Source organism: Mycolicibacter sinensis (genome assembly GCF_001673565.1).
GTDB lineage: Bacteria > Actinomycetota > Actinomycetes > Mycobacteriales > Mycobacteriaceae > Mycobacterium > Mycobacterium sinense_C.
In genome coordinates, this window is record NZ_LZMF01000143.1 from 21,979 (window position 1) to 48,269 (window position 26,291).

Here is a 26,291-nt window from a genome sequence, read left to right on the forward strand (position 1 = left end):
AACGGGGAGGCAGCGTGGCAGGAAGACCGGTTCACACCTTCGCAGTGGTTCGCACCGAGCAACTCTCGGAACATATGGTGCGGGTGGTGTTGGGTGGCACCGGGTACGACACCTTCCGCCCGAGCGAATTCACCGACTCCTACGTCAAAGTCGTCTTTGTGCGCCATGGCGTCGACGTCGCCGCGCTGCCGCAGCCGTTGACGCTGGACAGCTTCGACGGCCTGCCGGACGAGGACCGTCCGGTGATCCGCACTCTCACGGTGCGGCGCGCCGATCCGGTCGCTCGGGAGATCGCCATCGACGTCTCGGTGCACGGCGACCACGGCGTCGTCGGCCCGTGGGCCACCGGCGCTCAGCCCGGCCAGGCCGTCTATCTGATGGGCCCCAACGGCGCGTACGCGCCCGACCCCGCGGCCGACTGGCATCTGCTGGCCGGTGACGAGAGCGCGCTGCCGGCGATCTCGGCCGCCCTGGAGGCACTGCCGGCCGACGCGGTCGGCAAGGCGTTCATCGAGGTCGCCGGCCCGGACGACGAGCTCACGCTGACCGCTCCGCAGGGGGTGCAGCTGAACTGGCTGCACCGCGGCGGACGTGCCGATCTGGTCGGGCAGGACCGGGCCGGCGACAACGCCCCGCTCGTCGAGGCGGTCACCACCACCTTGTGGCTGCCCGGCCAGGTTCAGGTGTTCATCCACGGCGAGGCGCAGGCCGTCATGCACAACCTGCGGCCCTACATCCGCAAGGAGCGCGAGGTGGAGGCCAAGTGGACCTCGATCTCGGGGTACTGGCGGCGCGGTCGCACCGAAGAGACGTTCCGGCTGTGGAAGAAGGAACTCGCCAGCAAAGAAGCAGCAGAAGCTGCGGCGGGCTAGCGACATGGCGTTCGGCGACTACCAGTTCGAGATCTATCTGCAGGGCCTGGCCGGGGTGGTGCCTGGGCTGCCGATGACCTACACCGAGTTGGAGGCCAAAGCCGCGGCGGCGCTTTCCCCGTCAGTGTGGTCGTATGTGGCCGGCGGTGCCGGCGACGAGCGCACCCAGCGGGCCAACGTGACGGCGTTCGACGGGTGGGGGCTCATCCCGCGGATGTTCGTCGGGGCCACCGAGCGGGACCTGTCCATCGAGATGTTCGGGTTACGGCTGCCCTCACCCATCTTCATGGCACCGATCGGTGTCATCGGTATCTGCGCCCAGGACGGCCACGGCGACCTGGCCAGCGCCCGGGCCGCGGCGGCCACCGGCGTCCCGATGATGGTGTCCACCCTGACCGCCGATCCGCTGGAGGACGTGGCCGCCGAATTCGGCGACACCCCAGGGATTTTCCAGCTGTACACGCCCAAGAACCGGGAGTTGGCCGAAAGCCTGGTGCGCCGTGCCGAGGCGGCGGGATACCAAGCCATCGTCGTCACCCTGGACACCTGGGTTCCGGGCTGGCGCCCGCGTGACCTGGCGACGTCGAACTTCCCGCAGCTGCGCGGGCACTGCCTGGCCAACTACTTCTCCGACCCGGTATTCCGTGCGGGGCTGGCCCAACCGCCCGAAGAGAACCCGCAGGCGGCCGTGTTGTCTTGGGTGCAGACCTTCGGCAACCCGCTGACCTGGGACGACCTTCCATGGCTGCGGTCGTTGACCGATCTGCCGCTGATCGTCAAGGGAATCTGTCACCCCGATGACGCCCGGCGCGCCAAAGACGGCGGCGTGGACGGCATCTACTGCTCCACCCATGGCGGGCGTCAGGCCAACGGCGGGCTGCCGGCCCTGGACTGTCTGCCGGCGGTGGTGGCGGCCGCCGACGAGCTGCCGGTGCTGTTCGATTCGGGCGTCCGCACCGGCGCCGACATCATCAAGGCGCTGGCGCTGGGCGCGACCGCGGTGGGAATCGGCCGGCCGTACGCCTACGGGCTGGCGCTGGGCGGGGTCGAGGGGATCGTGCACGTGCTGCGTTCGCTGCTGGCCGAGGCCGATCTGATCATGGCGGTCGACGGTTATCCGTCACGGCTTGATCTCACCCCGGACACGCTGCGGCGCGTCACCTGAGCACTTAGACGCCTTCTGCCACCGTGATCGGCGTGGACGCGATTCTCCAGGAGTTCGACGAGCACCTGGCTTTGGAGCGGGGACGGTCCGAGCACACCCGGCGTGCCTACCTCGGCGACCTGCGGTCGCTGTTCGTGTTTCTCGCCGAGCGCGGGCACAGCGGTATCGAGGCCCTGAGCCTGCCGCTGCTGCGTAGCTGGCTGGCCCAGCAGGCCGGCGCCGGCGCGGCCCGCAGCACGCTGGCACGGCGCACCTCGACGGTCAAGACGTTCACCGCCTGGGCGGCCCGGCGCGGCCTGCTCGCATCCGATCCCGGGGCGCGTCTTGCGCTGCCCAAGGGCCGCCGGACGCTGCCCGCGGTATTGCGCACGGACCAGGCGCACGCCGCGATGGTGGCCGCGAAATCCGGTGCGCAGCAAAATGACCCGCTGGCGTTGCGGGATCGTTTGATCGCCGAGTTGCTTTATGCCACCGCCGTGCGGGTCAGCGAACTGTGCGGTCTGGACGTCGACGACGTTGATTCCGGACGTCGGCTGCTGCGAGTGCTCGGCAAGGGCAACAAGCAGCGGACGGTGCCGTTCGGCGAACCGGCCGCCGAGGCGCTGCAGGCCTGGCTGGCCCGCGGGCGCCCACTGTTGGCGACCGCGGAGTCCGGCCCGGCCCTGCTGCTCGGTGCCCGCGGCGGGCGCCTGGACCCGCGGCAGGCCCGCACCGTCGTGCACCAGACCGTCGCCGCGGTCGGTGGCGCCCCCGATATGGGGCCGCACGGGTTGCGCCACACCGCGGCCACCCATCTGCTGGAGGGCGGGGCGGATCTGCGCATCGTGCAGGAACTGCTCGGGCACTCCAGCCTGGCCACCACCCAGCTCTACACCCATGTCACCGTCGCGCGCCTGCGTGCGGTGCACGAGCGGGCCCACCCCCGGGCCTAGCGCCACACCCCGCCGACCAGACACGAAAGCCCCCATTTCAGTGCTAAAAAGGGGGCTTTCGCGACTGCTCGCGCCATGGGAACTCACCCACCCAGCGGCTTGAGCCGGATCGGCGTGGAAGCCAGCAGTCCCAGCGGGTCGAGGTAGTCGGCGCGCGCGGCCGGGCCCCACATCGCGCCCCAGTGCAGGCAGGCCGCGGCACCGCAGCCCGGATGGCCGGGGTCCAGGGCGCCGATCACCGTCGTCGCGGCCACCCGCTGGCCGGGCCGCACCGACGCGCGAACCGGCTGATAGCTGGTGCGCAGTCCGCCAGGGTGGGCCAGCGACACCACCGGCACGCCACCCGCCAGGCCGGCGAAGACCACGGTCGCGCTCCCGGCGGCATACACCGGCTGACCTGCGGCGCCGGCCAGATCCACCCCCCGATGGCCGCGCTGCCAGTCCGGCCGCGGCGCATCGAACCCCCGCACCACCGCCGGCCGCGGACGCAGCGGCCAGTCCAGTCGCGCCGCGTCGCCGCGCGCCGGGGCGGCCAGCAGTAGGCTTGCGACCAGGAACAATGCCACGCACCGCATTCGCCCAGTTCACCCCGGCGGCCCGGAAACCGGCCAGTCACCGCTGTGGACAAAGCACCTGTTCGGGCGGTGTAAACTCATCTGCGCAGTTCGCGTATGCGGACTGACTTCGCGTGTCTGCAATACAACCGGATGCCGGCGGTCCCCGACAGGGGTCCGGCATCTCAGCAGTCACCAGGGCCCGGCCTCACCCGTCGCCGGGCGACAACCGACACAAAGGAATCATGGACTCATGGCTGTTGTAACCATGAAGCAGCTGCTGGACAGCGGCGCCCACTTCGGGCATCAGACCCGTCGTTGGAATCCCAAGATGAAGCGGTTCATCTTCACCGACCGCAATGGCATCTACATCATCGACCTGCAGCAGACGCTGACCTTCATCGACAAGGCGTACGAGTTCGTCAAGGAGACCGTCGCGCACGGCGGGTCGATCATGTTCGTCGGCACCAAGAAGCAGGCCCAGGAGTCGGTCGCGGCCGAGGCCACCCGGGTCGGCATGCCCTACGTCAACCAGCGCTGGCTGGGCGGCATGCTGACCAACTTCTCCACCGTGCACAAGCGTCTGCAGCGGCTCAAGGAACTTGAGGCCATGGAGCAGACCGGCGGCTTCGAGGGACGCACCAAGAAGGAAATCTTGATGCTGACCCGCGAGAAGAACAAGCTGGAGCGCAGCCTCGGCGGTATCCGCGACATGGCCAAGGTGCCGTCGGCGGTCTGGGTCGTCGACACCAACAAGGAGCACATCGCCGTCGGCGAGGCCCGCAAGCTGGGTATCCCGGTCATCGCGATCCTGGACACCAACTGCGACCCCGACCTGGTCGACTACCCGATCCCGGGCAATGACGACGCGATCCGCTCGGCGGCGCTGCTGACCAAGGTCATCGCCTCCGCGGTGGCCGAGGGGCTGCAGGCCCGGGCGGGTCAGGGCAACGGCGAGGGCAAGGCTGCGGCCGAAGCGGTTGAGCCGCTGGCCGAGTGGGAGCAGGAGCTGCTGGCGGGCGCCACCACCTCGGCGCCCGACGCCGACGCCGCAGCTGCCGGCGCCGAAACCACCACCGACGCATCGTAGGAAAGGCACACAACAGTGGCGAACTACACCGCTGCCGACGTCAAGCGGCTTCGGGAACTGACCGGCGCAGGCATGATGGACTGCAAGAACGCGCTGGCCGAGAGTGACGGCGACTTCGACAAGGCCGTCGAGGTACTGCGCATCAAGGGCGCCAAGGACGTCGGCAAGCGCGCCGAGCGCGCCACCGCCGAAGGCCTGGTCGCCGCCAAGGGCGGCGCCCTGATCGAGCTGAACTCCGAGACCGACTTCGTCGCCAAGAACGACGAGTTCAAGGCGCTGGCCGAAGAGGTCGTCACCGCCGCCGCGGCGGCCAAGACCTCCGATGTCGAGGAGCTCAAGAGCGCCAAGATGGGGGACCGCACCGTCGGTGAGGCCATCGAGGCGCTGTCGGCCAAGATCGGCGAGAAGCTCGAACTGCGCCGGGTCGCCTACTTCGACGGCACCGTGGAGACCTACCTGCACAAGCGGGCCTCCGACCTGCCGCCGGCGGTGGGTGTTCTGGTCGAGTACACCGGTTCGGACACCGAGGCAGCCCACGCGGTGGCGCTGCAGATCGCCGCGCTCAAGGCCAAGTACCTGAGCCGCGACGACGTGCCCGCCGACCTGGTGGCCAACGAGCGCCGCATCGCCGAAGAGACGGCCAAGGAGGAGGGCAAGCCCGAGGCTGCCCTGCCCAAGATCGTCGAAGGCCGGGTGACCGGCTTCTTCAAGGACGTGGTGCTGCTGGAGCAGTCGTCGGTGTCCGACTCGAAGAAGACGGTCAAGGCGCTGCTCGACGAAGCGGGCGTGAGCGTGACCCGCTTCGCGCGGTTCGAGGTCGGCCAGGCCTAAACGGTCCTGGTGGCCTTGCTAGCGTCAGGACATGCAACATGTCCACGCTTTCGGCGACGACGCGCTCGGTGACTCCGACACGGTCGGCCTGGTTCAGCGGATCCGATCAGGCGACGTGTCGCCCGCCGAGCTCGTCGACGCCGCGATTGCGCGCACCGAGGCGGTCAACCCGCAGCTGAACGCGCTGGCCTACCAGGCGTTCGACCGCGCCCGGACCGAGGCGACGGCACCCCGCGGGGGCTACTTCGCGGGCGTGCCGACGTTCGTCAAAGACAACGTCAACGTCGCCGGGATGCCGACCATGCAGGGCACCGACGCGTGGCAGCCGCACCCCGCTGCCGCCGACGGCGACTTCGCCCGGCTCTACCTCGGTACCGGGCTGATCGCGCTGGGCAAGACCCAGCTGTCCGAATTCGGGTTCAGCGCCGCCGCCGAGCACCCGCGGCTGGGCGCGGTGCGCAACCCGTGGAACACCGACTACACCGCGGCGGCGTCGTCGTCGGGTTCGGCGGCGTTCGTCGCGGCCGGGGTGGTGCCGATCGCCCACGCCAACGACGGCGGCGGCTCCATCCGCATCCCAGCGGCCTGCAACGGCCTGGTCGGCCTCAAACCGTCGCGGGGCCGGCTGCCGCTGGACAAAGACCTGCGCGCCATGCCGGTGCGCATCGTCTACAACGGGGTGGTCACCCGCTCGGTGCGGGACACCGCGGCCTTCTACGCCGAAGCGGAGCGGATCTGGCGCAATACCAAGCTGCCGCCCATCGGCGACGTCCGGGCACCGGGTGCCCAGCGGCTCAAGATCGCGGTGATCACCCAGTCGATCCAGCGCGAGACGTCGGCGGAGATGCGCGAGCTGACCTTGAAGACCGCCGCGCTGCTCGAGGAGCTCGGCCACCGCGTCGAATACCTCGACCGCCCGCCGGTGCCCGAGTCGTTCGCCGACGACTTCCTGCTCTACTGGGCGTTTCTGGCGACCGCGCTGGTGCGCGGGGGGCGGCGGATGTTCGGCCCCACCTTCGACCGCAGCCGGCTGGACAACCTGACGCTGGGGCTGGATCGCCATGCCTCCCGGCGCCTGCACCGGCTGCCGCTGGCGATCACCCGGCTGGCGAGTCTGCGCCGCCACACCGCGCGGTTGTTCCGCAGCTACGACGTGGTGCTCACCCCGACACTGGCCCACGAGACCCCCAAGGTCGGCCACCTGGATCCCACCGCCGACTATCAGCAGATCATCGACCGGTTGATGGACTGGGTGGCGTTCACCCCGCTGCAGAACGCCTCGGGTGACCCGGCGATCTCGCTGCCGCTGGCCGAGTCTGCGGCCGGATTGCCGGTCGGCATGATGTTCAGCGCCCATTTCGGCCAGGACGCCCGGCTGCTGGAGCTGGCCTACGAACTGGAGGCGGCCAAGCCCTGGCCCACGATCACCGGCCGAGGCTAGCGGCGGTCGCAAGTGCGGCGAAGCCGGGCGAAGCGGGCCGCCGCCATCAACACTGGTCGCCGATCCGTTCCAGCATCTGCCGGAACCGGTGCTGCTCGGCCGGGCTCAGGGCCGCCAGCACCCGGCCGTCGGCGACCCGCACCGCATCTTCCGCCTGTGTCAGCAGTTCGCGACCGGCGTCGGTCAGCGTCGCCGGCAGCGCTCGCCCGGACGGCACCGACTTCGGCCGGCTCACCGCGCCCCGGTTCTGCAGCCGGTGCAGCACGGTGTTCATGGCCTGGGGTGTGACGCTGGTGTGGCGGGCCAACTCGGCGCTGGACAACCCCGGGCGCAGCGAAAGCACCCGCATGCATACGAATTCGGAAGGCGTCAGCCCCAGCGGCCCGAGCACCGCCGAGACCTGCGGGCGCAGCGCCGAGCTGACCCGGTACAGCAGATAACCCAGCGGAGCGCTGTCCACCTCACCCATATCAAATATCCTGACATACCGGGTCGCGGTTACGAGCCGCTATAAATCGTTTCCCGCATACGACAGGTTGAAGCTTTTGTTCGTCAGCGGGAAGTCCGGGACGATGGTGTCGCTCATGCAAACCGGCAGTGCGGGCCAGTTGAACCAGGACGGGTCGACGATCTTGGCGCGCGTGATGACTCCGTCGGCGCCGATCTCCACCCGGTGCACGATGGTGCCGCGCCATCCCTCGACGATCCCGACGCCGCTGCGTGCCCGATTCGCCATGGGTAAGTCCGCCGTGAACTCGAGCGGCCCGCGATGGTTCTCGATCAGGTTGCGGCACAGCGCCACCGAGGCGGCGAACTCGTCGCGACGGACCGTATAGCGGGCGAGCACGTCGCCGGCTGTCGCCGTCACCTCGGTTACCGGCAGGTCGGTCAGCGGATGGTCGAGGCGGGCATCCGTGACCAGCCCGCTGGCCCGTGCCACATAGCCCAGTGTCGCAAGCGCTTCCGCGTCGACCCGATGCAGCACCGAGGTGCCGGCCAACCGGTCGTAGATCACCGAGTTGCCCAGCGTCAGTTCGGCGATCTCAGCGATGTCGTCGGCCAGCTCCTGCAGCTGCGCCGGATCGGGGAGTGTTTGCAGCACAACGCCTCCCGGACGGATCGCCTGGCGCAACAAGCGGTGGCCGGTCACGTGAGCGTTGATCCGCAGTAGCTGCTCGCGGGCGCGTTGGGCGTGGACGTTGGCCAACCCGAAGCTGACATCGTTGGCCAATGCGCCCAGATCGGCGGCGTGGTTGTAGAGCCGCTCGAGTTCAACGAGCAGAGCGCGCAACCGGTGCGCCGGATCCGGCAGCTGGAGCCCGAGGGCGTCCTCGACGGCCAGGCTGTGCGCCAGCGCGTGTCCGGCAGAAGTATCACCGCTGATCCGCTCGGCGAGTTCGACGGCGGCGCCGGCGGCCCGGCCGGCAAACAGTCGCTCGATTCCGCGATGCACGAACCACAGCCTCGCCTTGAGCCGCAGTATCGATTCCCCGACCACCGAGAAGCGGAAGTGTCCCGGCTCGATCAGGCCGGCATGCACCGGCCCGACCGGAATCTCATAGACACCGGCCCCCTCGACATTGAGGAACGGGAAACGGCCCGCCGCAACGAAATCCGGCGGTGGCCCGGCATCGTTGCGCATCGGGTGCCAATTCTCCGGCCAGTGCGCGTGCCGTACCAGGCGGCGGGGCTGCGGATGGCCGACCGGGGTGATCCCGTAGAGGTCGAGCATCTCCCGCTCGAAGCGGCCGGCCTGAAACGACAGCCCGGCCAGGGACGGTATCGACGGCCGCTGCGCCGGGACGGTCAGGGTCAGCTCGGTACGACGGTCCGGCCGGCCCGCCAGGAATAGATACACCACCCGCAGGCTGTCGCCGTCGTCGTGGGCGGCAACCAGTGCGAGCCGGAAGCCGTCGGCCAGCAACCCCGCGGCCGCGCCGGCCAGCTCGGTGTCGGTGACCGCAGCGCGGGTAACCGTCGCTGTCACAGTGCCCCCAGCTGGGTTGCGGCGGTGGTGAACAGGCCCGCCAACGGGCCCGCGGTTATTCCCAGGGCCACTGAGACCAGCACACCGGCCACCAGCGCGGCCGCGACTGTGGCCGGCACCCGGATCGCCGGTCCGCCGGCGCTCGCGGCGCCCAGCAGCATGCGGCCGGAGTTCGCGGTCAGCGCGGCGAACGCCACCAACAGCGCCGTCAGTGCCAGTGCCAAGGCCCAGGCCAGCTGGGCGTCGGCCAGCGACATTGCGATCGCCAGCTCACTGGCGAACATCGCGAACGGCGGCAAGCCGAGCAGCACCACCATGCCGACGGCGAATGCGCCGCCCACCAGCCGTGATCTGCCCAACACCGCGGTGATCTCGCCGATCGCTGTGGTGCCGTGGGCGGCCTGCAGCTGGCCGCCGGCCAGGAACAGCACTGTCTTGCCGACCCCGTGCGCCAGCACGTGCAGCAGCAGCGCGGCGATCGCCGGCACGGTGCCGGCCGCAGCGGCGACCGCGATCAGGCCCATCGTCTCCATCGACGAATAGGCCAGCATCCGTTTGAGATCGGCGGTGACGGTCAGCAGCAGCGCGGCGATGAGCATCGTGGCCAACCCGGTGATCAGCAGCGCGGTACGCAGGAATGTGGGGCCCACCGCGGCGTCGACGATCGGCTTGAGCCGGATCAGCACCGAGAACGCGACGGACAGCAGGACCCCGCTCATCAATGCCGAAACCGGCGCCGGTGCCTGACTGTGCGCATCGGCCAGCCAGCTGTGAAACGGTGCCAGACCCATCTTCGCGCCGTAGCCGATCAGCAACAGGGCACCGGCCAACCGGGTGACCGCCGGGTCGAGTCCGGCGGCATGGGCCACCAGGACGTCGAGGTGCAGCGCATCCTCGCTGCCGGCACCGGCATGGCGAGCGGCGAAGTGCAGCAGGACGGTGCCCAGGAACGCGATGGTGATGCCCACCGAACACACCATGACGTACTTCCAGGTGGCCTCCAGCGCGGCACGGCTGCGGTGGTGCCCGACCAGAAACGCGGTCACCACCGTGGTGGCCTCAACGGCGACCCACACCACCCCGATGTTGTTGGCCGACACCGCAAGAGCCATCGCAGCCAGGAACGCCGGGGTGAGGATGCCGTACAGCCGTGCGCCACGAGGATCGGTCACCCCGCGGGCCAGCTCGGCGTCGATGTAGCCGATACTCGCCCAGGTCGCCAGGCTGCCGACCACACCGATCACGATCAGCATGGTCACCGACAGCGCGTCGGCGCGCAGGAAGCCGTTCAGTGCCAGATGCGCGCGGTCGTCAAGCCGAAACCCCAGGGCGACCCCGCTCCCCAGAATCGTCAGCGCCGACACCAACGTCGCGACAGCGCTGAGCCGGCGCCAGCCGACCACGACGGAAATCAGCGACGCCACAACGGGTGCCAGAAACGGAAGCAGCATCAGTGGTGTCATCAGTCGCGCAACTCCCGCAGCAGGTCCAGGTCCACTCCGCCGAAGGCGTTGCGCAAACGGCCGGTCAGCACACCGAGCACGATCAACACGAACAGGACATCCAGCGACGCGCCGAGTTCGACGATCAGCGGGACACCGGCGGTCAGCAGGAAGGCGGTGGCGGCGATCCCGTTGTCCAGCATCAGCAGTCCGACCGCCTGTGAAATGGCATGGCGGCGGGTCGCCATCATGAACAGTGCGACCAACACGGTGGCGATAGCGGCCGGGGCGGCGTTGGTCGCGGTGCTGCGCTGCAGGTCGACCACCGGCTGGGCGATCGTGAACGCCGCGACCACCAGGGCGGTGACCACCAGCAGTGATGCGGCGGTGCTGACCAGGGGGGTGGCTTCGCGGCGTTCCTGCCGTTCGGCGCCCAGCGCGCGGGCCAACAGCCAGGGCAGCGCGACGGCGCGCACGGCGAACACCCCGACCCCCACCGCGATCAGGGCCCGATCATGGTCCTGCACACCGCGAATCACCGGGATGGCGGCCAGCGCAGCGCCCTGGGCGACGAGCAGCCCCCGCACGATCGCCGACAGGTCGCGGCGCCAGACGGCCAGCACCGCGGCCAGCAGCACGCCGCCGGCGGCCAGATCCAGCATGTTGTCGTAGCTCATCCGCCCGCCCCGGTGAAGAAGTTCGCTGCCGTGACGGCCAGCAACGCCAACACGAAGGACCCGGCCAGCAATTCGGGCACCCGGAACAGTCGCAGTTTGGCGATGAACACCTCGATGCCGGCCAGGGCGCCCGCCAGTAGGGCCACCTTGATCGCGATCGCACCGGCGCCCACCGCCAGGTCGACCGGGCTCGGATTCGCCCCGGCGATGCCCCACGGGAAGAACAGGTTGGCCAGCAGCGCCAGCAGCACCGTCAGCCGCATGCCGCCGGCCCACTCGATCAGGGCGAGCTTGGGGCCGGCGTATTCGAGCACCATGGCCTCGTGCACCATCGTCAGCTCCAGGTGGGTGGACGGATTGTCCACCGGCAGCCGGCCGGTCTCGGCGACGATGACGATGACCAGCGCGACGAACGCCAGCGCACTGGCTAACGAGATCATCTGGCCGGGGTGCTCGATGGTGTTGCCGACGATGGCGCCCAGATTGGCCGACCCCGCCGGAATCGACAGCGCGAACACCGCCAGCAGAATGGTCGGTTCTACCAGTGCTGCGATGGTGATCTCCCGGCTTGCGCCCATCCCTCCGAATGCCGTCGCGGTGTCGATTCCGGCCAGCGCCAGCGCCACGGTGCCCAGGAACAGCAGTCCCACCACGGTGATCAGATCGGCGACCGGGTCCAGCGGCGAGCCCGTCGCCACCAGCGGTGCGGTGGCGACGATGACCAGCGTGGTGGCGGCCAGTGCGGCCGGCGCCGCGGCGAACACCCAGGTGGTGCCGAGTGGCTTGAGCAGCTGCTTGCCGAGTAGCTTGCGCAGGTCGCGCCACGGTTGCAGGACTCCGGCGCCGGCGCGGCCTTCGGCGCGCGCCCGGACCTGTCGCATCAGGCCGATCACCAGCGGGGCGCCGAGTATGACACCGGCGACCTGCACGAAACCGGCCAGAAAAGTCATCGCGTTCATCGCGCCACCAGCGCAGCGATCAGCACGCCGAGCGTGCCGTAGGCCAGGTACAGGTGCACGCTGCCGGTGTGGGCGCGCCGCACCAGCTGCGCGGCCCCGGCGACGGCCCGCAGTACCGGGGCGTACCAGCGCTCCTCGATGACGTCGGCGACCCGCGCCCGGTAGGCGATTCGCTCGACCACATAGGTCGACGCTGCCTGGCCGCTCACCTCGACGTCGGTGTCGAAACGCAGCACGTCGTCGAAGACCTGCTGCAGCGGTTGGGCGAACGACGTCGCGGTGTACTGCATGCGCGGGGTCAGATCTTCGGCGCCGCAGGCCCACAGTGGCACCGTGGCCGGCTCGGGTCGTTGGCGCGAGCGCCATCGGGAACCGATCGCCACGATCAGCACGGCGGCGGCCAGCGCGGCGGCCAGCAGGGCCGGTGCCATGGAAGCGTGCAGGCCCGGCAGGTGCAGGAACACCCCGAGCGCCGGCGCCTCGCCGAACACTGGCAGCGTGTCGAGCACCCGGGTCAGCATCGGGCCCACCGCACCGGGGGCGACGGCCAGCACCACGCAGGCGGCCGCGGGCAGCGCCATCGCGGCGATCATCGTGCCGGGTGATTCTCGCGCCGCCGCCGCGGCATCCGAGCGCGGGCGGGCCAGAAAACCGATCCCGAACGCCTTGACCATGGCGGCCACACCCAGCCCGACGGTCAGCGCCACCGCCCCCACCGCCAGCGGCATCACCAGCGCGATGGCGACATCGTGGCCGGCCCGGGCGTGCATCAACGACTGGATCAGCAGCCATTCGCTGACGAAACCCGCCCCCAACGGCAAACCGGCGGCGCCGAGGGCGGCCACCCCGAACAGCGCGGTGGTCACCGGCATCCGGCGGGCCAGGCCGCCGAACCGGTCCAGGTCGCGCAGGCCGGTGGCGGCCAGCACCGATCCGGCGGCGAAGAACCCGAGACTCTTGAACGCGCTGTGGGCGATCAGGTGCAGCAGTGCCGCGGTGAGCGCCACCGCTGCGGCCGGCTGCGAGCCGGCGCCCGCCAATAAGGTCGCGGTGCCCAGTGCCAGGGTGATCAACCCGATGTTCTCCGTTGTCGAATAGGCAAGCAAGCGTTTGAGATCGGTGGCCACCGACGCCTGCAACACCCCGTACATCGCCGACGCGCCGCCGGCGATCAGCAGCGCCCACGCCCACCATCGGGGACCGGGCCCCAACAGTTGCAGGTCGATGCGGATGATGCCGTACACACCGAGATTGACCATGGCGGCACTGAGCAGCGCGGAGACCGGGCTCGGCGCTTCCGGATGCGCCCGTGGCAGCCAGGCGTGCAACGGCAGCAGACCGGCCTTGGAGCCGAAACCGATCAGGGTCAACACGAAGACCGTGTTGCGCACGCCGTCGGGCACCGCGCCGATCCCGGCGAACTCGTCACCGGCGGCCGCCGCCAGCATCACCATCCCCACCAGCAACGCCACGAAGCCCAGCTGCGTCATCACCGCGTAAATCAGTGCGGCCGAGCGCACCTCGCTGCGGTGTTGATCGGTGAGCACCAACACCAGTGAGCTCAGCGCCATCAGTTCCCAGGCGAACAGGAACGTGGTCACCGATCCCGCCGCCGGGACGGCCAGCAGCGTGCCGACGAACACCGGCAGGGCCATCAGCGGAATGGCGCCGAATTTCTCGTGCCGGGAGTAGCCGATCCAATACAGGCCGGCCGCCACCGCCACCGCACCGGTCAGCACCATGAAGAAGCCGCCGACCGGCTCCACCCGCAGCTGCACGCCCAGCAGCGGCAGCAGCCAGCCGATCCGGATCGCCGGCACGTCGCTGAACACGCCGGTCAACCCGACACCGACTCCGGCGGCGCCCAGTCCGATCGTCGTCGTACCGCTGAGTAGTGGGCCGACGGCGTTGCTACGCGAGAGGTGGGAGTCAGTCACCTTCCGGTCACCGACCGAAGTGCGGCGACGATCTGGTCGGGGGTGGGCGGGCAGCCGGGAATCTCGACGTCCACGGGCACGACCTCACCGACGGCGCCCACCGTCCCGTACGCCTGCGCGAACACCCCGCGGTTCAGCGCACAGTCACCGCAGGCGATGACCCGCCGCGGGTGCGGGGTGGCCTCGACGGTGTTGCGCAGTGGTTCGGCCATGTTGCGGGTGACCACCCCGGTGACCAGCAGTGCGTCGGCATGCCGCGGGGACGCGACGAGCCGGGCGCCGAACCGTTCGGCGTCATACACCGGACCGAAGGCCCCGGCGATCTCGATCTCGCATCCGTTGCATGATCCGGCGTCGACGTGACGTACCTGCACCGAGCCGGACAGCCCGCGGGGCGGGTCGGCGGGCGGGCGGGCGCCGGCCGGTTCGGTGATGCGGCCGAGCCGCAAGATCCTGCTGAGCCAGCTCATCGGCCGGCCCGCAGATCGTCGAGCAGGGCGACCTGATCGTTGAGCAGCCCGGTCAGCGCCTTGCGCGCCACCGCGAGCAGTTCGGTGATCACCGGCGAGGCGATGGAGTAGACCACCGTGTTGCCCTCCTTGGTCGCCACCACCACTCCCGCGCGCCGAAGCACCGCCAGCTGCTGAGACAGGTTGGACGCCTCCAACCCGATCTCGGTTAGCAGCTCGCCGACGGTGCGGTCGCCGTCCGCCAGCAGCTCGAGTACCCGAATCCGGGCGGGGTGGCCCAGGGTCTTGAAGAATTCGGCCTTCAGCTGGGGCAGCGAGTTCGGCACGGACCCGACCATAGCAGCGAAAACATCAATTGAAAATTTTTTCATCTGTTGTGGTCTTTTGCTGTCGGGGTCACCACCCCCGCGCACCGTTTGACCGGCCCGGTAGGGCAGGATGACAACTGCCGTCGCGGACGATTCTGCGATGGCGCTGTCATGCGCGGAGCCCCGAGGAGCCTGATGACGGAGCCGACGAGTACCGACCCGGTGTCACCGACCGGCCGCCCCCATTACTCGCGGGTGCTGCTCAAACTCGGTGGGGAGATGTTCGGCGGCGGGCAGGTCGGGCTCGATCCCGACGTCGTTGCCCAGGTCGCCCGCCAGATCGCCGAAGTGGTCCGCGACGGTGTGCAGGTCGCGGTCGTCATCGGCGGCGGCAACTTCTTCCGCGGCGCCCAGTTGCAGGAGCGCGGCATGGAACGGATGCGCTCGGACTATATGGGCATGCTCGGCACCGTGATGAACAGTCTTGCGTTGCAGGATTTTCTGGTGAAGGAAGGCATCGACACCCGGGTCCAGACCGCGATCACGATGGGCCAGGTCGCCGAGCCCTACATTCCGTTGCGTGCCCAGCGGCACCTGGAGAAGGGCCGGGTGGTGATCTTCGGTGCCGGCATGGGCCTGCCGTATTTCTCCACCGACACCACCGCCGCCCAGCGGGCGCTGGAGATCGGCGCTCAGGTGGTGCTGATGGCCAAGGCGGTCGACGGCATCTTCACCGCGGACCCGCGCCTGGACCCCGACGCCGAACTGCTCACCTCGATCAGCCATCGCGAGGTCATCGACCGTGGGCTGAAGGTGGCCGATGCCACCGCGTTCAGCCTCTGCATGGACAATGGCATGCCGATCCTGGTGTTCAACCTGCTGACCGACGGAAATATCGCCCGGGCCGTCGCGGGTGAGAAGATCGGGACACTGGTCACCACCTAAAAGAGGAGAGGCGCACATGATCGACGAGGCTCTCTTCGACGCCGAAGAGAAAATGGAGAAGGCCGTGGCGGTGGCTCGCGACGATCTGGCCACCATTCGCACCGGCCGGGCCAACCCGGGCATGTTCTCCCGGATTGTCATCGACTACTACGGTTCGCCCACCCCGATCACCCAGCTGTGCAGCATCAACGTGCCCGAGGCGCGGCTGGTGGTGATCAAGCCGTACGAGGCGTCCCAGCTGGGCGCCATCGAGACCGCGATCCGCAACTCGGATCTGGGCCTGAACCCCAGCAACGACGGTGCCCTGATTCGGGTGGCGGTGCCGCAGCTCACCGAGGAGCGGCGCAAGGAACTGGTCAAGCAAGCCAAGGGCAAAGGCGAGGACGCCAAGGTCGCGCTGCGCAACATCCGCCGCAAGGCGATGGAGGAACTGCACCGCATCCGCAAGGACGGCGACGCCGGTGAGGATGAGGTCGGCCGGGCGGAGAAGGACCTGGACAAATCCACCCAGCAGTACGTGAGCCAGATCGACGAACTCGTCAAGCACAAAGAAGGCGAGTTGCTGGAGGTCTAGCGGCCGCCAGCAGTCAAAACCCGTGGCAGACAAGGACACCGGTGCACCCACCGGTCAAAAGCAGTCGCGGGCGGGACGCAACCTCCCCGCCGCGATCGTGGTGGGGGCGCTGCTCGCCGGGATGCTGGTCTACACCCTGTTGTTCGCGCCGCGCTTCTGGGTGCTGATTCTGGCGGTGGCCACGCCGATCGCCACCCATGAGATCACCAGGCGCCTGCGTGAAGTCGGCTACGACGTGCCGTTCATCCCGCTGGCCCTCGGCGGGCAGGCGATGCTGTGGCTGTCGCTGCCGTTCGGGGCCCGGGGAGTGCTGGGCGCGTTCGGTGCCACCATCGTGATCTCCATGATGTGGCGGCTGGTCGACAAGGGGCTGCACCACGCCCCGGTCAACTACCTGCGGGACGTGTCGGCGATGATCCTGATCGCGGTCTGGGTGCCGCTGTGCATGAGCTTCGCGGCCCTGCTGGTTTTCCGCGACGACGGTCCCGGCCGGGTGCTGTGCCTGCTGTTTCCGGTGGTCTTCTCTGACATCGGCGGCTACGCCGTCGGTGTGCTGTTCGGCAAGCACCCGATGGCGCCGGCGATCAGCCCGAAGAAGTCCTGGGAGGGTTTCGCCGGATCGATGGTGCTCGGTGTCGCCGCGGCGGTGTTCGCGGTGACGATGTTCCTCGACCGGCCGTGGTGGGTGGGGCTGCCGCTGGGGGTGCTGCTGGTGTTCACCGGAGTCTTCGGCGACCTCATCGAGTCTCAGGTCAAACGCGACCTGGGCATCAAGGACATGGGCCGGCTGCTGCCCGGCCATGGCGGCATCATGGACCGGCTTGACGCGCTGCTGCCGTCGGCCGTGGTGACCTGGATCGTGCTGACCGTTCTGCCCTGAGTCACCGGCATACTGGAACGGATCATGACGCAACAGCTGATGTTCACCGCACCGCGGCGGGCCCTGCCGCCGCGCCATTTGGCCGACCTCGACCCGGCCGGGCGTGCCGCCGCCGTCGCCGAACTGGGCTTGCCGGCGTTCCGGGCCAACCAGCTCGCCCACCACTACTACGGCAGGCTGATCGCCGATCCGCAGCAGATGACCGACCTGCCGGCCGGGGTGCGCTCCGCGGTGGCCGACGCGCTGTTCCCCAGCCTGCTGACCGCGGCCAGCGAGATCGAGTGCGATGCCGGCGAGACCCGCAAGACGTTGTGGCGGGCACACGACCACACCAAATTCGAGTCGGTGCTGATGCGCTACCCGCGCCGCAACACCGTGTGCATCTCATCCCAGGCCGGTTGCGGCATGGCCTGCCCCTTCTGCGCGACCGGCCAGGCCGGGCTCACCCGCAACCTGTCCACCGCCGAGATCCTCGAGCAGGTGCGGGCGGCGGCGGTGGAACTACGGGATCGGGATCACGGGCGCCTGTCCAACATCGTGTTCATGGGCATGGGGGAGCCGCTGGCCAACTACGCCCGGGTGGTGGCCGCCGTCCGCCGGATCACCGAGCCGCCGCCCAACGGGTTCGGCATCTCGGCGCGATCGGTGACGGTGTCGACGGTCGGGCTGGCCCCGGCGATCCGCAAGCTCGCCGATGAGGGGCTGGGGGTCACCTTGGCGCTGTCGCTGCACACTCCGGATGACGAGTTACGCGACACGCTGGTCCCGGTCAACAACCGCTGGAAGGTCGACGAAGCGCTCGACGCCGCCCGCTACTACGCCGACGTGACCGGCCGGCGGGTGTCGGTGGAATACGCGCTGATCCGCGATGTCAACGACCAGCCCTGGCGGGCCGATCTGTTAGGCCGCAAACTGCACAAGGCGCTGGGGCAATTGGTGCATGTCAACCTGATTCCACTCAATCCGACCCCGGGCAGCGACTGGGATGCCAGCCCCAAGCCGGTGGAGCGGGAGTTCGTCCGGCGCGTGCGGGCCCAGGGCGTGGAGTGCACCGTGCGTGACACCCGCGGGCGCGAGATCGCCGCGGCCTGCGGTCAATTGGCGGCGGAAGACCAGTAAAGGCGCCCGGGGATCTGGCGCTTAGCGCAGCCAGCCCCGCTTGCGGCCGATGATGTCGCGCAGCACGACGAACAGCGACAGCGCGGCGAACGCGAGCAGGAAATAGTCCTCGACGTGGCCGATGTGGTTACCGCGCAGCATCAGCAGCAGGAATCCGACGATGCCGAGGCCGACGATGTGCCAGGTGCGGTGGTTGATCGCGCTCCAGCCCCAGGCCGCCGAGGGCACCTCGGCGGTGTCCACACCATGGCGTTCCACTTCGGTACCGGCCACTTCGACTCCCTACTTTCAGCTGAGCGACTGCGCAACATTCTGACATATGGCAACTCGGCCACCTACCGTGGAGGCCATGGCCACTGATGCCGTCGACGGGCCGCAGGTCTGGGATTTCGTAGTGGCGCCGCCGCGCACTGCGCCGGGCGTGACGTCGATGGTCGGCTACCGCGCGCTGGACGTCCCCGAGACCGTGCACCGGGGACTTCCGTCGTCGACCCTGACCTTCATCGTCAGCCTCGACGAGGGGGTCGAAGCCGCCGGGACCGCCGACGCGCTGCCGGCGGCGCGGCCGACTCCGATCATTCTCGGCGGCCTGCACGAGCAGGCCAGCCACGTGCGGCAGCGCCGCGGACAGACCGGTGTGCAGGTGGCCCTGCACCCGCTGGCCGCGCGGGCGGTGTTCGGCGTACCGGCCGCCGAGCTGAGCGTGACCGACTTCGACGCGGCGCCGGTGTTGGGCCGCGCGTCGGCGCGACTACATGAGCGGGTTGCCGACACCCGCGGGTGGCCCGACGCGTTCGCGCTGGTTGCGCAATATCTGATGGCCGGCCGCCGGCGCCGCGCCAGCGTGCGACCCGAGGTCGCCTACGCCTGGCATCTGCTGGAGCGCAGCCGGGGGCGCACGCCGGTGGCCGTCGTCGCAGACCAGGTCGGGCTGAGTCAGCGGCACCTGACCACGCTGTTCCGCCGCGAGGTGGGGCGAACCCCGAAGGCGGTGGCGCTGCTGATGCGCTTCGAATACGCCACCGCTCGGATGGCGGACGCGGCGCGCGGACGCCGCCGTGTCGATCTGGCCGGTATCGCCGGCGAGGCCGGTTACGCCGACCAGGCACACCTGACCCGCGAGTTCGTTCGGTTCGCCGGTGTGCCGCCGGGGGTCTGGCTGGCCGAGGAGTTCCAAAACATTCAAGACGGCGGCCACGCCGCAAGGTCACAGTGGTGTCATGACCACTTCGAATCCGACCGTTTGGTTGACCCTGCAGGCGCATGACGCTCGCAAACTCATCGACTACTACGTCGACACCTTCGGGTTCGTCGTCACCGCCCGCCACGGCGTCGACGGCGACACGGTCAAACATGCCGAACTGCTCTGGCCCGAGGGCACCGGCGGCATCATGCTGGGTAGCCACCAGCCCGGCAACGACTGGTGCCGTGAGCCTGGCACCGCCGGCGGCTACATCGTCACCGCCGACCCCGACGGCCTCTACGAGCGGATCGTGAGCCGCAACGCCGACGTCGTGTCGCCGTTGGCCGGCACCGACTACGGGGCCCGCGAGTTCGTCGTCCGCGACCCGGAGGGCAACCTGTTCAGCTTCGGCGACTACACCGGGGAACCACGCGACTGATCTCGGGCACAATGGGCAGGTGAGTGTGTCTGCGCGGCGCCGGACCAAAGTCCTGTTGTTGGGCTCGACCGGTTCGATCGGCACCCAGGCGTTGCAGGTCATCGCCGCCAATCCGGATCGCTTCGAGCTGGTCGGGCTGGCGGCCGGCGGCGGCCATCCCGAACTGCTGGCCACCCAGTGCGCCGAGACCGGCGTCGCCAACCTCGCCGTCGCCGACACGCAGGTCGGTGAGGCCCTCGACGCCCCCTACCGCGGACCCGAGGCCGTCACCCGGCTGGTGGAGGACACCGAGGCCGACGTGGTGCTCAACGCTCTGGTCGGCGCCCTGGGACTGCGTCCCACGCTGGCCGCGCTGGACACCGGCGCCCGTCTCGCCCTGGCCAACAAGGAATCGCTGATCGCCGGCGGCCCGCTGGTGCTGCAAGCCGCCCAGCCCGGCCAGATCGTGCCGGTGGACTCCGAGCACTCCGCGCTGGCGCAATGCCTGCGGGGCGGCACGCCCGACGAGGTCGCCAAGCTGGTACTCACCGCCTCCGGCGGGCCGTTCCGGGGCTGGAGTGCCGCGGATCTTCAACGTGTCACGCCCGAGCAGGCCGGCGCGCACCCCACCTGGTCGATGGGCCCGATGAACACGCTGAACTCGGCGTCGCTGGTGAACAAGGGACTCGAGCTCATCGAGACCCACCTACTGTTCGGCGTGCCCTACGACCGCATCGACGTCGTCGTGCATCCGCAGTCGGTCGTGCATTCCATGGTCACCTTCACCGACGGGTCGACGATCGCCCAGGCCAGCCCGCCGGACATGCGCCTGCCGATCGCGCTGGCCCTGGGCTGGCCGGCCCGGGTGCCCGGCGCGGCCGCGGCCTGCGACTTCACCAGCGCGTCGACGTGGGAATTCGAGCCGCTGGACCAGGCGGTTTTCCCGGCCGTTCAGCTGGCCCGCCACGCCGGTCAGATCGGCGGCTGCATGACCGCGGTCTACAACGCCGCGAACGAAGAAGCAGCAGAAGCATTCCTGCAAGGCCGGATCGGCTTTCCCGCGATCGTGAACACCATCGCCGATGTGCTGGCCGCGGCCGACCAGTGGGCGGCACAACCCGCTACCGTGGACGAGGTACTCGACGCGCAGCGCTGGGCCAAGGAACGAGCGGCTCGCGCCGTCGAGGCGACAGCTACGAGAAAGGTCGGAAGCACGCGATGATGTTCGCGATCGGCATCGCGCTGTTCGCGCTGGCCATCCTGGTGTCGGTGGCGCTGCACGAATGCGGTCACATGTGGGTGGCCCGCGCCACCGGCATGAAGGTGCGGCGTTATTTCGTCGGGTTCGGCACCACCTTGTGGTCGACGCGCCGTGGCGAGACCGAATACGGCCTCAAGGCGATTCCGGCCGGTGGCTTCTGTGACATCGCCGGCATGACCGCGGTGGAGGAACTGGCGCCCGACGAAGTCGACCGCGCCATGTACAAGCAGAAGACCTGGAAGCGGGTGGCGGTGCTGTTCGCCGGGCCCGGGATGAACTTCATCATCGGCCTGGTGCTGGTCTACGGCATCGCGGTGATCTGGGGCCTGCCCAACCTGCACGCGCCGACCACCGCCGTCATCGGCGAAACGGCTTGCGTGGCACCGGAAGTCGTCAAGGGCGAGCTGGGCCCCTGCGCCGGTCCCGGTCCGGCGGCGCTGGCCGGCATCCAGTCCGGCGACGTGGTGGTCAAGGTCGGCGACACGCCCGTGTCGACCTTCGAGGAGATGGCCGCCGCCGTGCGCAAGCAGCACGGCGTGACACCGGTCGTCGTCGAACGCGACGGCACCGAACTGACCAAATACGTTGATGTGACCCCGACCCAGCGCTGGATCGCCGATGGGCGCGACAGCGCGGCCGTACCCAGCACCGTCGGCGCCATCGGGGTGGGGGCCGCCCAGTTCGGGCCCACCCAATACAACCCGTTGACGGCGGTGCCGGCCACCTTCGCTTTCAGCGGCGACCTGTCGGTGCTGCTGGGCAAGTCGCTGGCCAACATCCCGTCCAAGGTCGGTGCGCTGATGCACGCGATCGGCAACCCGAACGGGGAGCGCGACCCGGAAACCCCGATCAGCGTGGTGGGCGCCTCGATCATCGGCGGCGACACCGTCGATCACGGCCTGTGGGTGGCGTTCTGGTTCTTCCTGGCGCAGCTGAACTTCATTCTGGGTGTGCTCAACCTGGTGCCACTGCTGCCGTTCGACGGCGGGCACATCGCGATCGCACTCTACGAAAAGCTGCGCAACGTGGTCCGGTCGGCACGCGGGAAGGTCGCCGCCGCACCGGTGAACTATCTCAAGCTGATGCCGGCCACGTACGTAGTCTTGGTAGTGGTGGTCGGCTACATGCTGCTCACCGTGACCGCCGACTTGGTCAATCCGATCAGGCTGTTTTGACAGGAGAGCCCTCATGAGCGTCGGCCTCGGTATGCCGGCGGTGCCGGCCCCGACCTTGGCGCCGCGCCGCAAGACCCGCCAGCTGATGGTTGGCGGTGTCGGGGTGGGCAGCGACCACCCGATCTCGGTGCAGTCGATGTGCACGACCAAAACCCACGACGTCGACGCGACGCTGCAGCAGATCGCCGCGCTGACCACCGCCGGCTGCGACATCGTGCGGGTGGCCTGCCCGCGGCAGGAAGACGCCGACGCGCTGGCCATCATCGCCAAAAAGAGCAAGCTGCCGGTGATCGCCGACATCCACTTCCAGCCGAAGTACATCTTCGCCGCGATCGATGCGGGTTGCGCTGCGGTGCGGGTGAACCCGGGCAACATCAAGGAGTTCGACGGCCGGGTCGCCGATGTCGCCAAGGCGGCCGGCGCCGCCGGGGTGCCGATCCGGATCGGCGTCAACGCCGGTTCGCTGGACCGGAGGTTTCTGGCCAAGTACGGCAAGGCCACCCCGGAGGCTCTGGTGGAGTCGGCGCTGTGGGAGGCGTCGCTGTTCGAGGAACACGGCTTCGGCGACATCAAGATCAGCGTCAAGCACAACGACCCGGTCGTGATGGTGGCCGCCTACGAGCAATTGGCCGAGCAGTGCGATTACCCGCTGCACCTGGGCGTCACCGAAGCCGGCCCGGCGTTTCAGGGCACCATCAAGTCCGCCGTGGCCTTCGGTGCGCTGCTGTCCCGCGGCATCGGCGACACCATCCGGGTGTCCCTGTCGGCGCCGCCGGTGGAAGAGGTCAAGGTCGGCACCCAGATTCTGGAGTCGCTCAACCTGCATCCGCGGGGCCTGGAGATCGTGTCGTGTCCGTCGTGCGGGCGGGCGCAGGTCGACGTCTACAAGCTGGCCAACGAGGTCACCGCGGGGCTGGAGGGGCTTGACGTCCCGTTGCGGGTCGCGGTGATGGGCTGTGTGGTTAACGGGCCCGGTGAGGCACGCGAGGCGGATCTGGGGGTGGCCTCCGGCAACGGCAAGGGCCAGATCTTCGTCAAGGGCGAGGTGATCAAGACCGTTCCCGAGGCGCAGATCGTCGAGACCCTGATCGAGGAGGCGCTGCGCTTGGCCTCAGAAATGGGAGCGATGGGCGACGGCGCATCTCCCGGCGGCCCGCCCACCGTCGCCGTAAGCTGAACGCAGCCGATCCGCCGACGGCGTGCGGCGGTTGAGTTCGCAAGAAAGAGTCACCATGTCGGCTCCGCCGGATTCTCGTCTCGAACAGCGACGGGTGTCCGTCGTGCGTGACGCCGCGGCGGTCTGGCGAGTGCTCGATGCGGATCCGGTCGGCTCCTGCATGGTGGCCGCCCGGGTCGCCGACCACGGCGTCGATCCCCGCGCGATCGGCGGGGAGCTGTGGACGCGCGGCGGTGTCGAGGAATCACTGTGCTACGCCGGGCCGAACCTGATTCCGCTGCGCGGGGCGGCGGCTGACCTGACCGCGTTCGCCGACAAGGCGGTCAGCGCCATCCGCCGCTGTTCGTCGCTGGTCGGCCGCGCCGAACTCGTATTGCCGATGTGGCAGCGCCTCGCCGACGTCTGGGGCCCGGCCCGCGACGTGCGCGAGAGCCAGCCGCTGATGGCGCTGCACACTATGCCCGGCTGCCCGATGGATCCGGAGGTGCGTCAGGTACGCCCGGACGAGCTCGACGCGTACCTGGTGGCCGCCGTCGACATGTTCATCGGCGAGGTCGGGGTGGATCCGCGGCTCGGTGACGGCGGCCGGGCCTACCGCCGGCGGGTGGCCAACCTGATCGCAGCGGGTCGGGCCTGGGCGCGCTTCGAGCGCGGCGAGGTGGTGTTCAAGGCCGAAGTGGGTTCGCAGTCGCCGACAGTGGGCCAGATCCAGGGCGTCTGGGTGCATCCGGATCGACGGGGGCAGGGCCTGGGCTCCAGCGGCACCGCCATGCTGGCCGGGGTGATCGTCGGCACCGGGCGCATCGCCAGCCTGTATGTCAACGATTTCAACGCGGTGGCCCGCGCCGCCTACGAGCGGGTCGGGTTCACCCGGGCCGGCACCTTTGCCACCGTGCTGCTGGACTGAGCGCGGCGCGTGCGACGGGCGCCCGGCGCGCCGAACGTGCAATCTCTGCGAAAAATCAGCGTGGTCTTCGCAATGGATGCACGCTCGGCGCGAGATCGGCGTGATCACATTCGGTCACGGTGCGCCTCCGGGCCTAGCCCGTGTCCGTTTCGTAACATCGGCACCAATGGCAACAAAAACAACATCAGTATCAGCTGTCCTGCTGATCGTGCTCGCCCTGGCCGGGTGCACCCCCCGCCCGGACGGGCCGGCGCCCACCGCCGAGCGGTTCTTCGCCGCGTTGGCCACCGGTGACACCGCGACCGCCGCCGAGCTCAGTGATGACCCCTCGACCGCCCGCAGCGCCCTTAACGCCGCCTGGGCCGGATTGCAGGCCGAGCACCTCGACGCGCAGGTGCTGGGCGCGCGCTACAACGACGACACCGGCACGGTGTCCTACCGCTACACCTGGCAGCTGCCGAAGAACCGGACCTGGTCGTATGACGGTCAGCTCAAGATGGTGCGCAACGAAGGCCACTGGGCGGTCCGCTGGACGGCCACCGGCCTGCACCCCCGGCTGGGGGAACACCAGACCTTCGCGCTGCGGGCCGACCCGCCGCGGCGGGCCTCGGTCAACGAGGCCGGCGGCACCGACGTGCTGGTGCCCGGCTACGTCTACCACTACGAACTGGACGCCGGCCGGGCCGGGAAGAACCTGATGCACACCGCGCAGGCGGTGATCAACGCGCTGCGACCGTTCGACGACACCCTGGGCGATCCGCAGTGGCTCGCCGAGCAGGCCAGCTCCTCGGTCACCCCGCTGGATCTGATCACGCTGCGCAAGAACGACCACGATCGCGTCGAAACCGCCATCGCCCACCTGCCCGGGGTGGTGATCACCCCGCATGCCGACCTGCTGCCCACCGACGACCGCTTCGCGCCGGTGCTCATCGGCGAGGTCAAGAAAACCGTCTCGGCTCAACTCGAGGGCGAGGCGGGCTGGCGCGTGGTCAGCGTCAACCAGAACGGTGTCGACGTCGCGGTGCTGAACGAGGTGGACCCGTCCCCGGCGCCGTCGCTGACGATCAGCCTGGACCGATCGGTGCAGCGCGCCGCCCAGAACGCGGTCAACACCCGCGGCGACAAGGCGATGATGGTGGTGATCAAACCGTCGACCGGCGAGCTGCTCGCGGTCGCGCAGAACACCGCTGCCGACGCCGACGGCTTGGTCGCGACCACCGGCTTGTACCCGCCCGGGTCGACGTTCAAGATGGTCACCGCCGGTGCGGCCATCGAACGCGACATGGCCTCACCGAACTCGATGGTGGGCTGTCCCGGCGAACTCGACATCGGCCAGCGCACCATCCCCAACTACGGCGGGTTCGACCTCGGCCTGGTGTCCATGTCGCGGGCGTTCGCCAACTCCTGCAACACCACGTTCGCCGAGCTGGCCAGCCGGATGCCGCCGAGGGCGCTGTCGCAGGCGGCCAGCCGCTACGGGATCGGGGTGGACTACCTGGTGGACGGCATCACCACCGTCACCGGTTCGGTGCCGCCGACGGTGGATCTGGCCGAACGCACCGAGGACGGGTTCGGCCAGGGCAAGGTGCTGGCCAGCCCGTTCGGTGTCGCCCTGGCCGCGGCGACGGTCGCCGCCGGCAAGACCCCGGTGCCCCGATTGATCCAAGGACGGCCCACCGCGGTCAACAGCCCGGCGGTTCCGCCGGTGAGCACCGAGATGCTCGACGGTCTGCGCCAGATGATGCGGCTGGTGGTCACCGACGGCACCGCGCGCGACATCGCCGGCTGCGGGCCGGTGTTCGGCAAGACCGGGGAGGCCGAGTTCGCCGGCGGATCGCATTCCTGGTTCGCCGGCTTCCGGGGCGACCTGGCCTTCGCCGCCCTGATCGTCGGCGGCGGCAGCTCGCAGTACGCGGTGCGGATGACCAAGGTGATGTTCGACTCGCTGCCGGACAACTTCCTACTCTGACGCGAGGCTGCGTACGGC

At 69.4% G+C, this 26,291-nt stretch carries 26 protein-coding genes and 1 pseudogene; 17 read left to right on the forward strand and 10 right to left on the reverse strand.

What is annotated here, in order from left to right:
* The first annotated feature begins 14 nt into the window (after positions 1 to 14).
* The 3 genes from A5648_RS21200 to A5648_RS21210 are packed head-to-tail and all read left to right on the forward strand — an operon-like array spanning position 15 to position 2,969.
* Complete coding sequence (locus A5648_RS21200) at positions 15 to 872, forward strand: siderophore-interacting protein (protein WP_065026451.1); 858 nt, start codon at positions 15 to 17, stop codon at positions 870 to 872.
* A 4-nt stretch (positions 873 to 876) separates the two neighbouring features.
* Positions 877 to 2,037: an alpha-hydroxy-acid oxidizing protein gene (locus A5648_RS21205; protein ID WP_065026452.1), complete on the forward strand. Its 1,161-nt coding sequence runs from the start codon at positions 877 to 879 to the stop codon at positions 2,035 to 2,037.
* A gap of 32 nt (positions 2,038 to 2,069) precedes the next feature.
* The gene (locus A5648_RS21210) at positions 2,070 to 2,969 is read left to right on the forward strand and encodes a tyrosine recombinase XerC (protein WP_065026453.1); all 900 of its coding nucleotides are present in this window, start codon (positions 2,070 to 2,072) and stop codon (positions 2,967 to 2,969) included.
* 92 nt (positions 2,970 to 3,061) lie between these two features.
* Here the strand turns inward: A5648_RS21210 and A5648_RS21215 are convergent.
* A pseudogene (locus A5648_RS21215) lies at positions 3,062 to 3,529 on the reverse strand (M23 family metallopeptidase); the annotation flags it as partial.
* A 247-nt stretch (positions 3,530 to 3,776) separates the two neighbouring features.
* On the opposite strand from A5648_RS21215, the gene rpsB reads away from it, so the two are divergent.
* Genes rpsB through A5648_RS21230 form a run of 3 tightly spaced genes read left to right on the forward strand, consistent with a single transcriptional unit; the run spans position 3,777 to position 6,885 of the window.
* A complete protein-coding gene (gene rpsB / locus A5648_RS21220) occupies positions 3,777 to 4,613 on the forward strand; it encodes a 30S ribosomal protein S2 (protein WP_024443212.1) in 837 nt (278 codons plus the stop codon).
* A 15-nt stretch (positions 4,614 to 4,628) separates the two neighbouring features.
* The gene (tsf, locus tag A5648_RS21225) at positions 4,629 to 5,444 is read left to right on the forward strand and encodes a translation elongation factor Ts (RefSeq protein ID WP_065026455.1); all 816 of its coding nucleotides are present in this window, start codon (positions 4,629 to 4,631) and stop codon (positions 5,442 to 5,444) included.
* A gap of 31 nt (positions 5,445 to 5,475) precedes the next feature.
* Positions 5,476 to 6,885 carry an amidase gene (locus A5648_RS21230; RefSeq protein WP_065026456.1) on the forward strand — a complete coding sequence of 470 codons (1,410 nt, stop codon included), beginning with the start codon at positions 5,476 to 5,478 and terminating at the stop codon, positions 6,883 to 6,885.
* A gap of 46 nt (positions 6,886 to 6,931) precedes the next feature.
* On the opposite strand, the gene A5648_RS21235 is transcribed toward A5648_RS21230, so the two are convergent.
* Genes A5648_RS21235 through A5648_RS21270 form a run of 8 tightly spaced genes read right to left on the reverse strand, consistent with a single transcriptional unit; the run spans position 6,932 to position 14,683 of the window.
* Positions 6,932 to 7,354 carry a MarR family winged helix-turn-helix transcriptional regulator gene (locus A5648_RS21235; RefSeq protein ID WP_065026457.1) on the reverse strand — a complete coding sequence of 141 codons (423 nt, stop codon included), beginning with the start codon at positions 7,352 to 7,354 and terminating at the stop codon, positions 6,932 to 6,934.
* 39 nt (positions 7,355 to 7,393) lie between these two features.
* On the reverse strand, positions 7,394 to 8,872 hold the full coding sequence (locus A5648_RS21240; RefSeq protein WP_065026458.1) for an NADH-quinone oxidoreductase subunit C: 1,479 nt from the start codon (positions 8,870 to 8,872) through the stop codon (positions 7,394 to 7,396).
* A complete protein-coding gene (locus A5648_RS21245; protein ID WP_065026459.1) occupies positions 8,869 to 10,335 on the reverse strand; it encodes a proton-conducting transporter membrane subunit in 1,467 nt (488 codons plus the stop codon). The genes A5648_RS21240 and A5648_RS21245 overlap by 4 nt, the downstream gene beginning before the upstream one ends.
* On the reverse strand, positions 10,335 to 10,991 hold the full coding sequence (locus A5648_RS21250) for a hypothetical protein (RefSeq protein ID WP_065026460.1): 657 nt from the start codon (positions 10,989 to 10,991) through the stop codon (positions 10,335 to 10,337). Before A5648_RS21250 ends, A5648_RS21245 begins: the two co-directional genes overlap by 1 nt.
* Positions 10,988 to 11,941 (reverse strand): respiratory chain complex I subunit 1 family protein, encoded by a 954-nt coding sequence (locus A5648_RS21255; RefSeq protein ID WP_109470883.1) that lies wholly within the window; start codon positions 11,939 to 11,941, stop codon positions 10,988 to 10,990. Before A5648_RS21255 ends, A5648_RS21250 begins: the two co-directional genes overlap by 4 nt.
* 5 nt (positions 11,942 to 11,946) lie before the next feature.
* Positions 11,947 to 13,887, reverse strand: a complete 1,941-nt coding sequence (locus A5648_RS21260) for a proton-conducting transporter membrane subunit (RefSeq protein WP_065026462.1) — start codon at positions 13,885 to 13,887, stop codon at positions 11,947 to 11,949.
* Positions 13,884 to 14,357: an NADH-quinone oxidoreductase subunit B family protein gene (locus A5648_RS21265; protein ID WP_065026463.1), complete on the reverse strand. Its 474-nt coding sequence runs from the start codon at positions 14,355 to 14,357 to the stop codon at positions 13,884 to 13,886. Before A5648_RS21265 ends, A5648_RS21260 begins: the two co-directional genes overlap by 4 nt.
* On the reverse strand, positions 14,354 to 14,683 hold the full coding sequence (locus tag A5648_RS21270) for an ArsR/SmtB family transcription factor (protein ID WP_234787510.1): 330 nt from the start codon (positions 14,681 to 14,683) through the stop codon (positions 14,354 to 14,356). The genes A5648_RS21265 and A5648_RS21270 overlap by 4 nt, the downstream gene beginning before the upstream one ends.
* 177 nt (positions 14,684 to 14,860) lie before the next feature.
* On the opposite strand from A5648_RS21270, the gene pyrH reads away from it, so the two are divergent.
* From pyrH to rlmN, 4 genes are read left to right on the forward strand one after another with little or no spacing between them, the layout of a single operon-like run.
* Positions 14,861 to 15,610 (forward strand): UMP kinase, encoded by a 750-nt coding sequence (gene pyrH / locus A5648_RS21275; RefSeq protein ID WP_065026465.1) that lies wholly within the window; start codon positions 14,861 to 14,863, stop codon positions 15,608 to 15,610.
* A 16-nt stretch (positions 15,611 to 15,626) separates the two neighbouring features.
* A complete protein-coding gene (frr, locus tag A5648_RS21280) occupies positions 15,627 to 16,184 on the forward strand; it encodes a ribosome recycling factor (protein WP_065026466.1) in 558 nt (185 codons plus the stop codon).
* Positions 16,185 to 16,206: 22 nt separating this feature from the next.
* Positions 16,207 to 17,064 carry a phosphatidate cytidylyltransferase gene (locus A5648_RS21285; RefSeq protein ID WP_065026467.1) on the forward strand — a complete coding sequence of 286 codons (858 nt, stop codon included), beginning with the start codon at positions 16,207 to 16,209 and terminating at the stop codon, positions 17,062 to 17,064.
* Between the two features lie 24 nt (positions 17,065 to 17,088).
* Positions 17,089 to 18,183, forward strand: coding sequence for a 23S rRNA (adenine(2503)-C(2))-methyltransferase RlmN (gene rlmN / locus A5648_RS21290; protein ID WP_065026468.1), 1,095 nt, complete (start codon positions 17,089 to 17,091; stop codon positions 18,181 to 18,183).
* A 21-nt stretch (positions 18,184 to 18,204) separates the two neighbouring features.
* Here the strand turns inward: rlmN and A5648_RS21295 are convergent, their stop codons facing one another.
* A complete protein-coding gene (locus A5648_RS21295; RefSeq protein ID WP_065026469.1) occupies positions 18,205 to 18,456 on the reverse strand; it encodes a DUF2631 domain-containing protein in 252 nt (83 codons plus the stop codon).
* Positions 18,457 to 18,613: 157 nt separating this feature from the next.
* Here A5648_RS21295 and A5648_RS21300 point away from each other — a divergent pair, with 157 nt between their 5' ends.
* The 7 genes from A5648_RS21300 to A5648_RS21330 all read left to right on the forward strand — a co-directional run bounded on the left by A5648_RS21300 (position 18,614) and on the right by A5648_RS21330 (position 26,273).
* Positions 18,614 to 19,450 carry a helix-turn-helix domain-containing protein gene (locus tag A5648_RS21300; RefSeq protein WP_065026491.1) on the forward strand — a complete coding sequence of 279 codons (837 nt, stop codon included), beginning with the start codon at positions 18,614 to 18,616 and terminating at the stop codon, positions 19,448 to 19,450.
* A complete protein-coding gene (locus tag A5648_RS21305) occupies positions 19,404 to 19,805 on the forward strand; it encodes a VOC family protein (RefSeq protein ID WP_065026470.1) in 402 nt (133 codons plus the stop codon). Before A5648_RS21300 ends, A5648_RS21305 begins: the two co-directional genes overlap by 47 nt.
* 19 nt (positions 19,806 to 19,824) lie before the next feature.
* Positions 19,825 to 21,006 carry a 1-deoxy-D-xylulose-5-phosphate reductoisomerase gene (dxr, locus tag A5648_RS21310; protein ID WP_428844367.1) on the forward strand — a complete coding sequence of 394 codons (1,182 nt, stop codon included), beginning with the start codon at positions 19,825 to 19,827 and terminating at the stop codon, positions 21,004 to 21,006.
* A complete protein-coding gene (locus A5648_RS21315; RefSeq protein ID WP_065026471.1) occupies positions 21,003 to 22,220 on the forward strand; it encodes a M50 family metallopeptidase in 1,218 nt (405 codons plus the stop codon). The genes dxr and A5648_RS21315 overlap by 4 nt, the downstream gene beginning before the upstream one ends.
* Positions 22,221 to 22,233: 13 nt before the next feature.
* Positions 22,234 to 23,397: a flavodoxin-dependent (E)-4-hydroxy-3-methylbut-2-enyl-diphosphate synthase gene (ispG, locus tag A5648_RS21320; RefSeq protein WP_065026472.1), complete on the forward strand. Its 1,164-nt coding sequence runs from the start codon at positions 22,234 to 22,236 to the stop codon at positions 23,395 to 23,397.
* 55 nt (positions 23,398 to 23,452) lie between these two features.
* Positions 23,453 to 24,304, forward strand: a complete 852-nt coding sequence (locus A5648_RS21325; RefSeq protein WP_065026473.1) for a GNAT family N-acetyltransferase — start codon at positions 23,453 to 23,455, stop codon at positions 24,302 to 24,304.
* A gap of 166 nt (positions 24,305 to 24,470) precedes the next feature.
* Positions 24,471 to 26,273, forward strand: coding sequence for a penicillin-binding transpeptidase domain-containing protein (locus tag A5648_RS21330; protein WP_065026474.1), 1,803 nt, complete (start codon positions 24,471 to 24,473; stop codon positions 26,271 to 26,273).
* Positions 26,274 to 26,291: the final 18 nt, after the last annotated feature.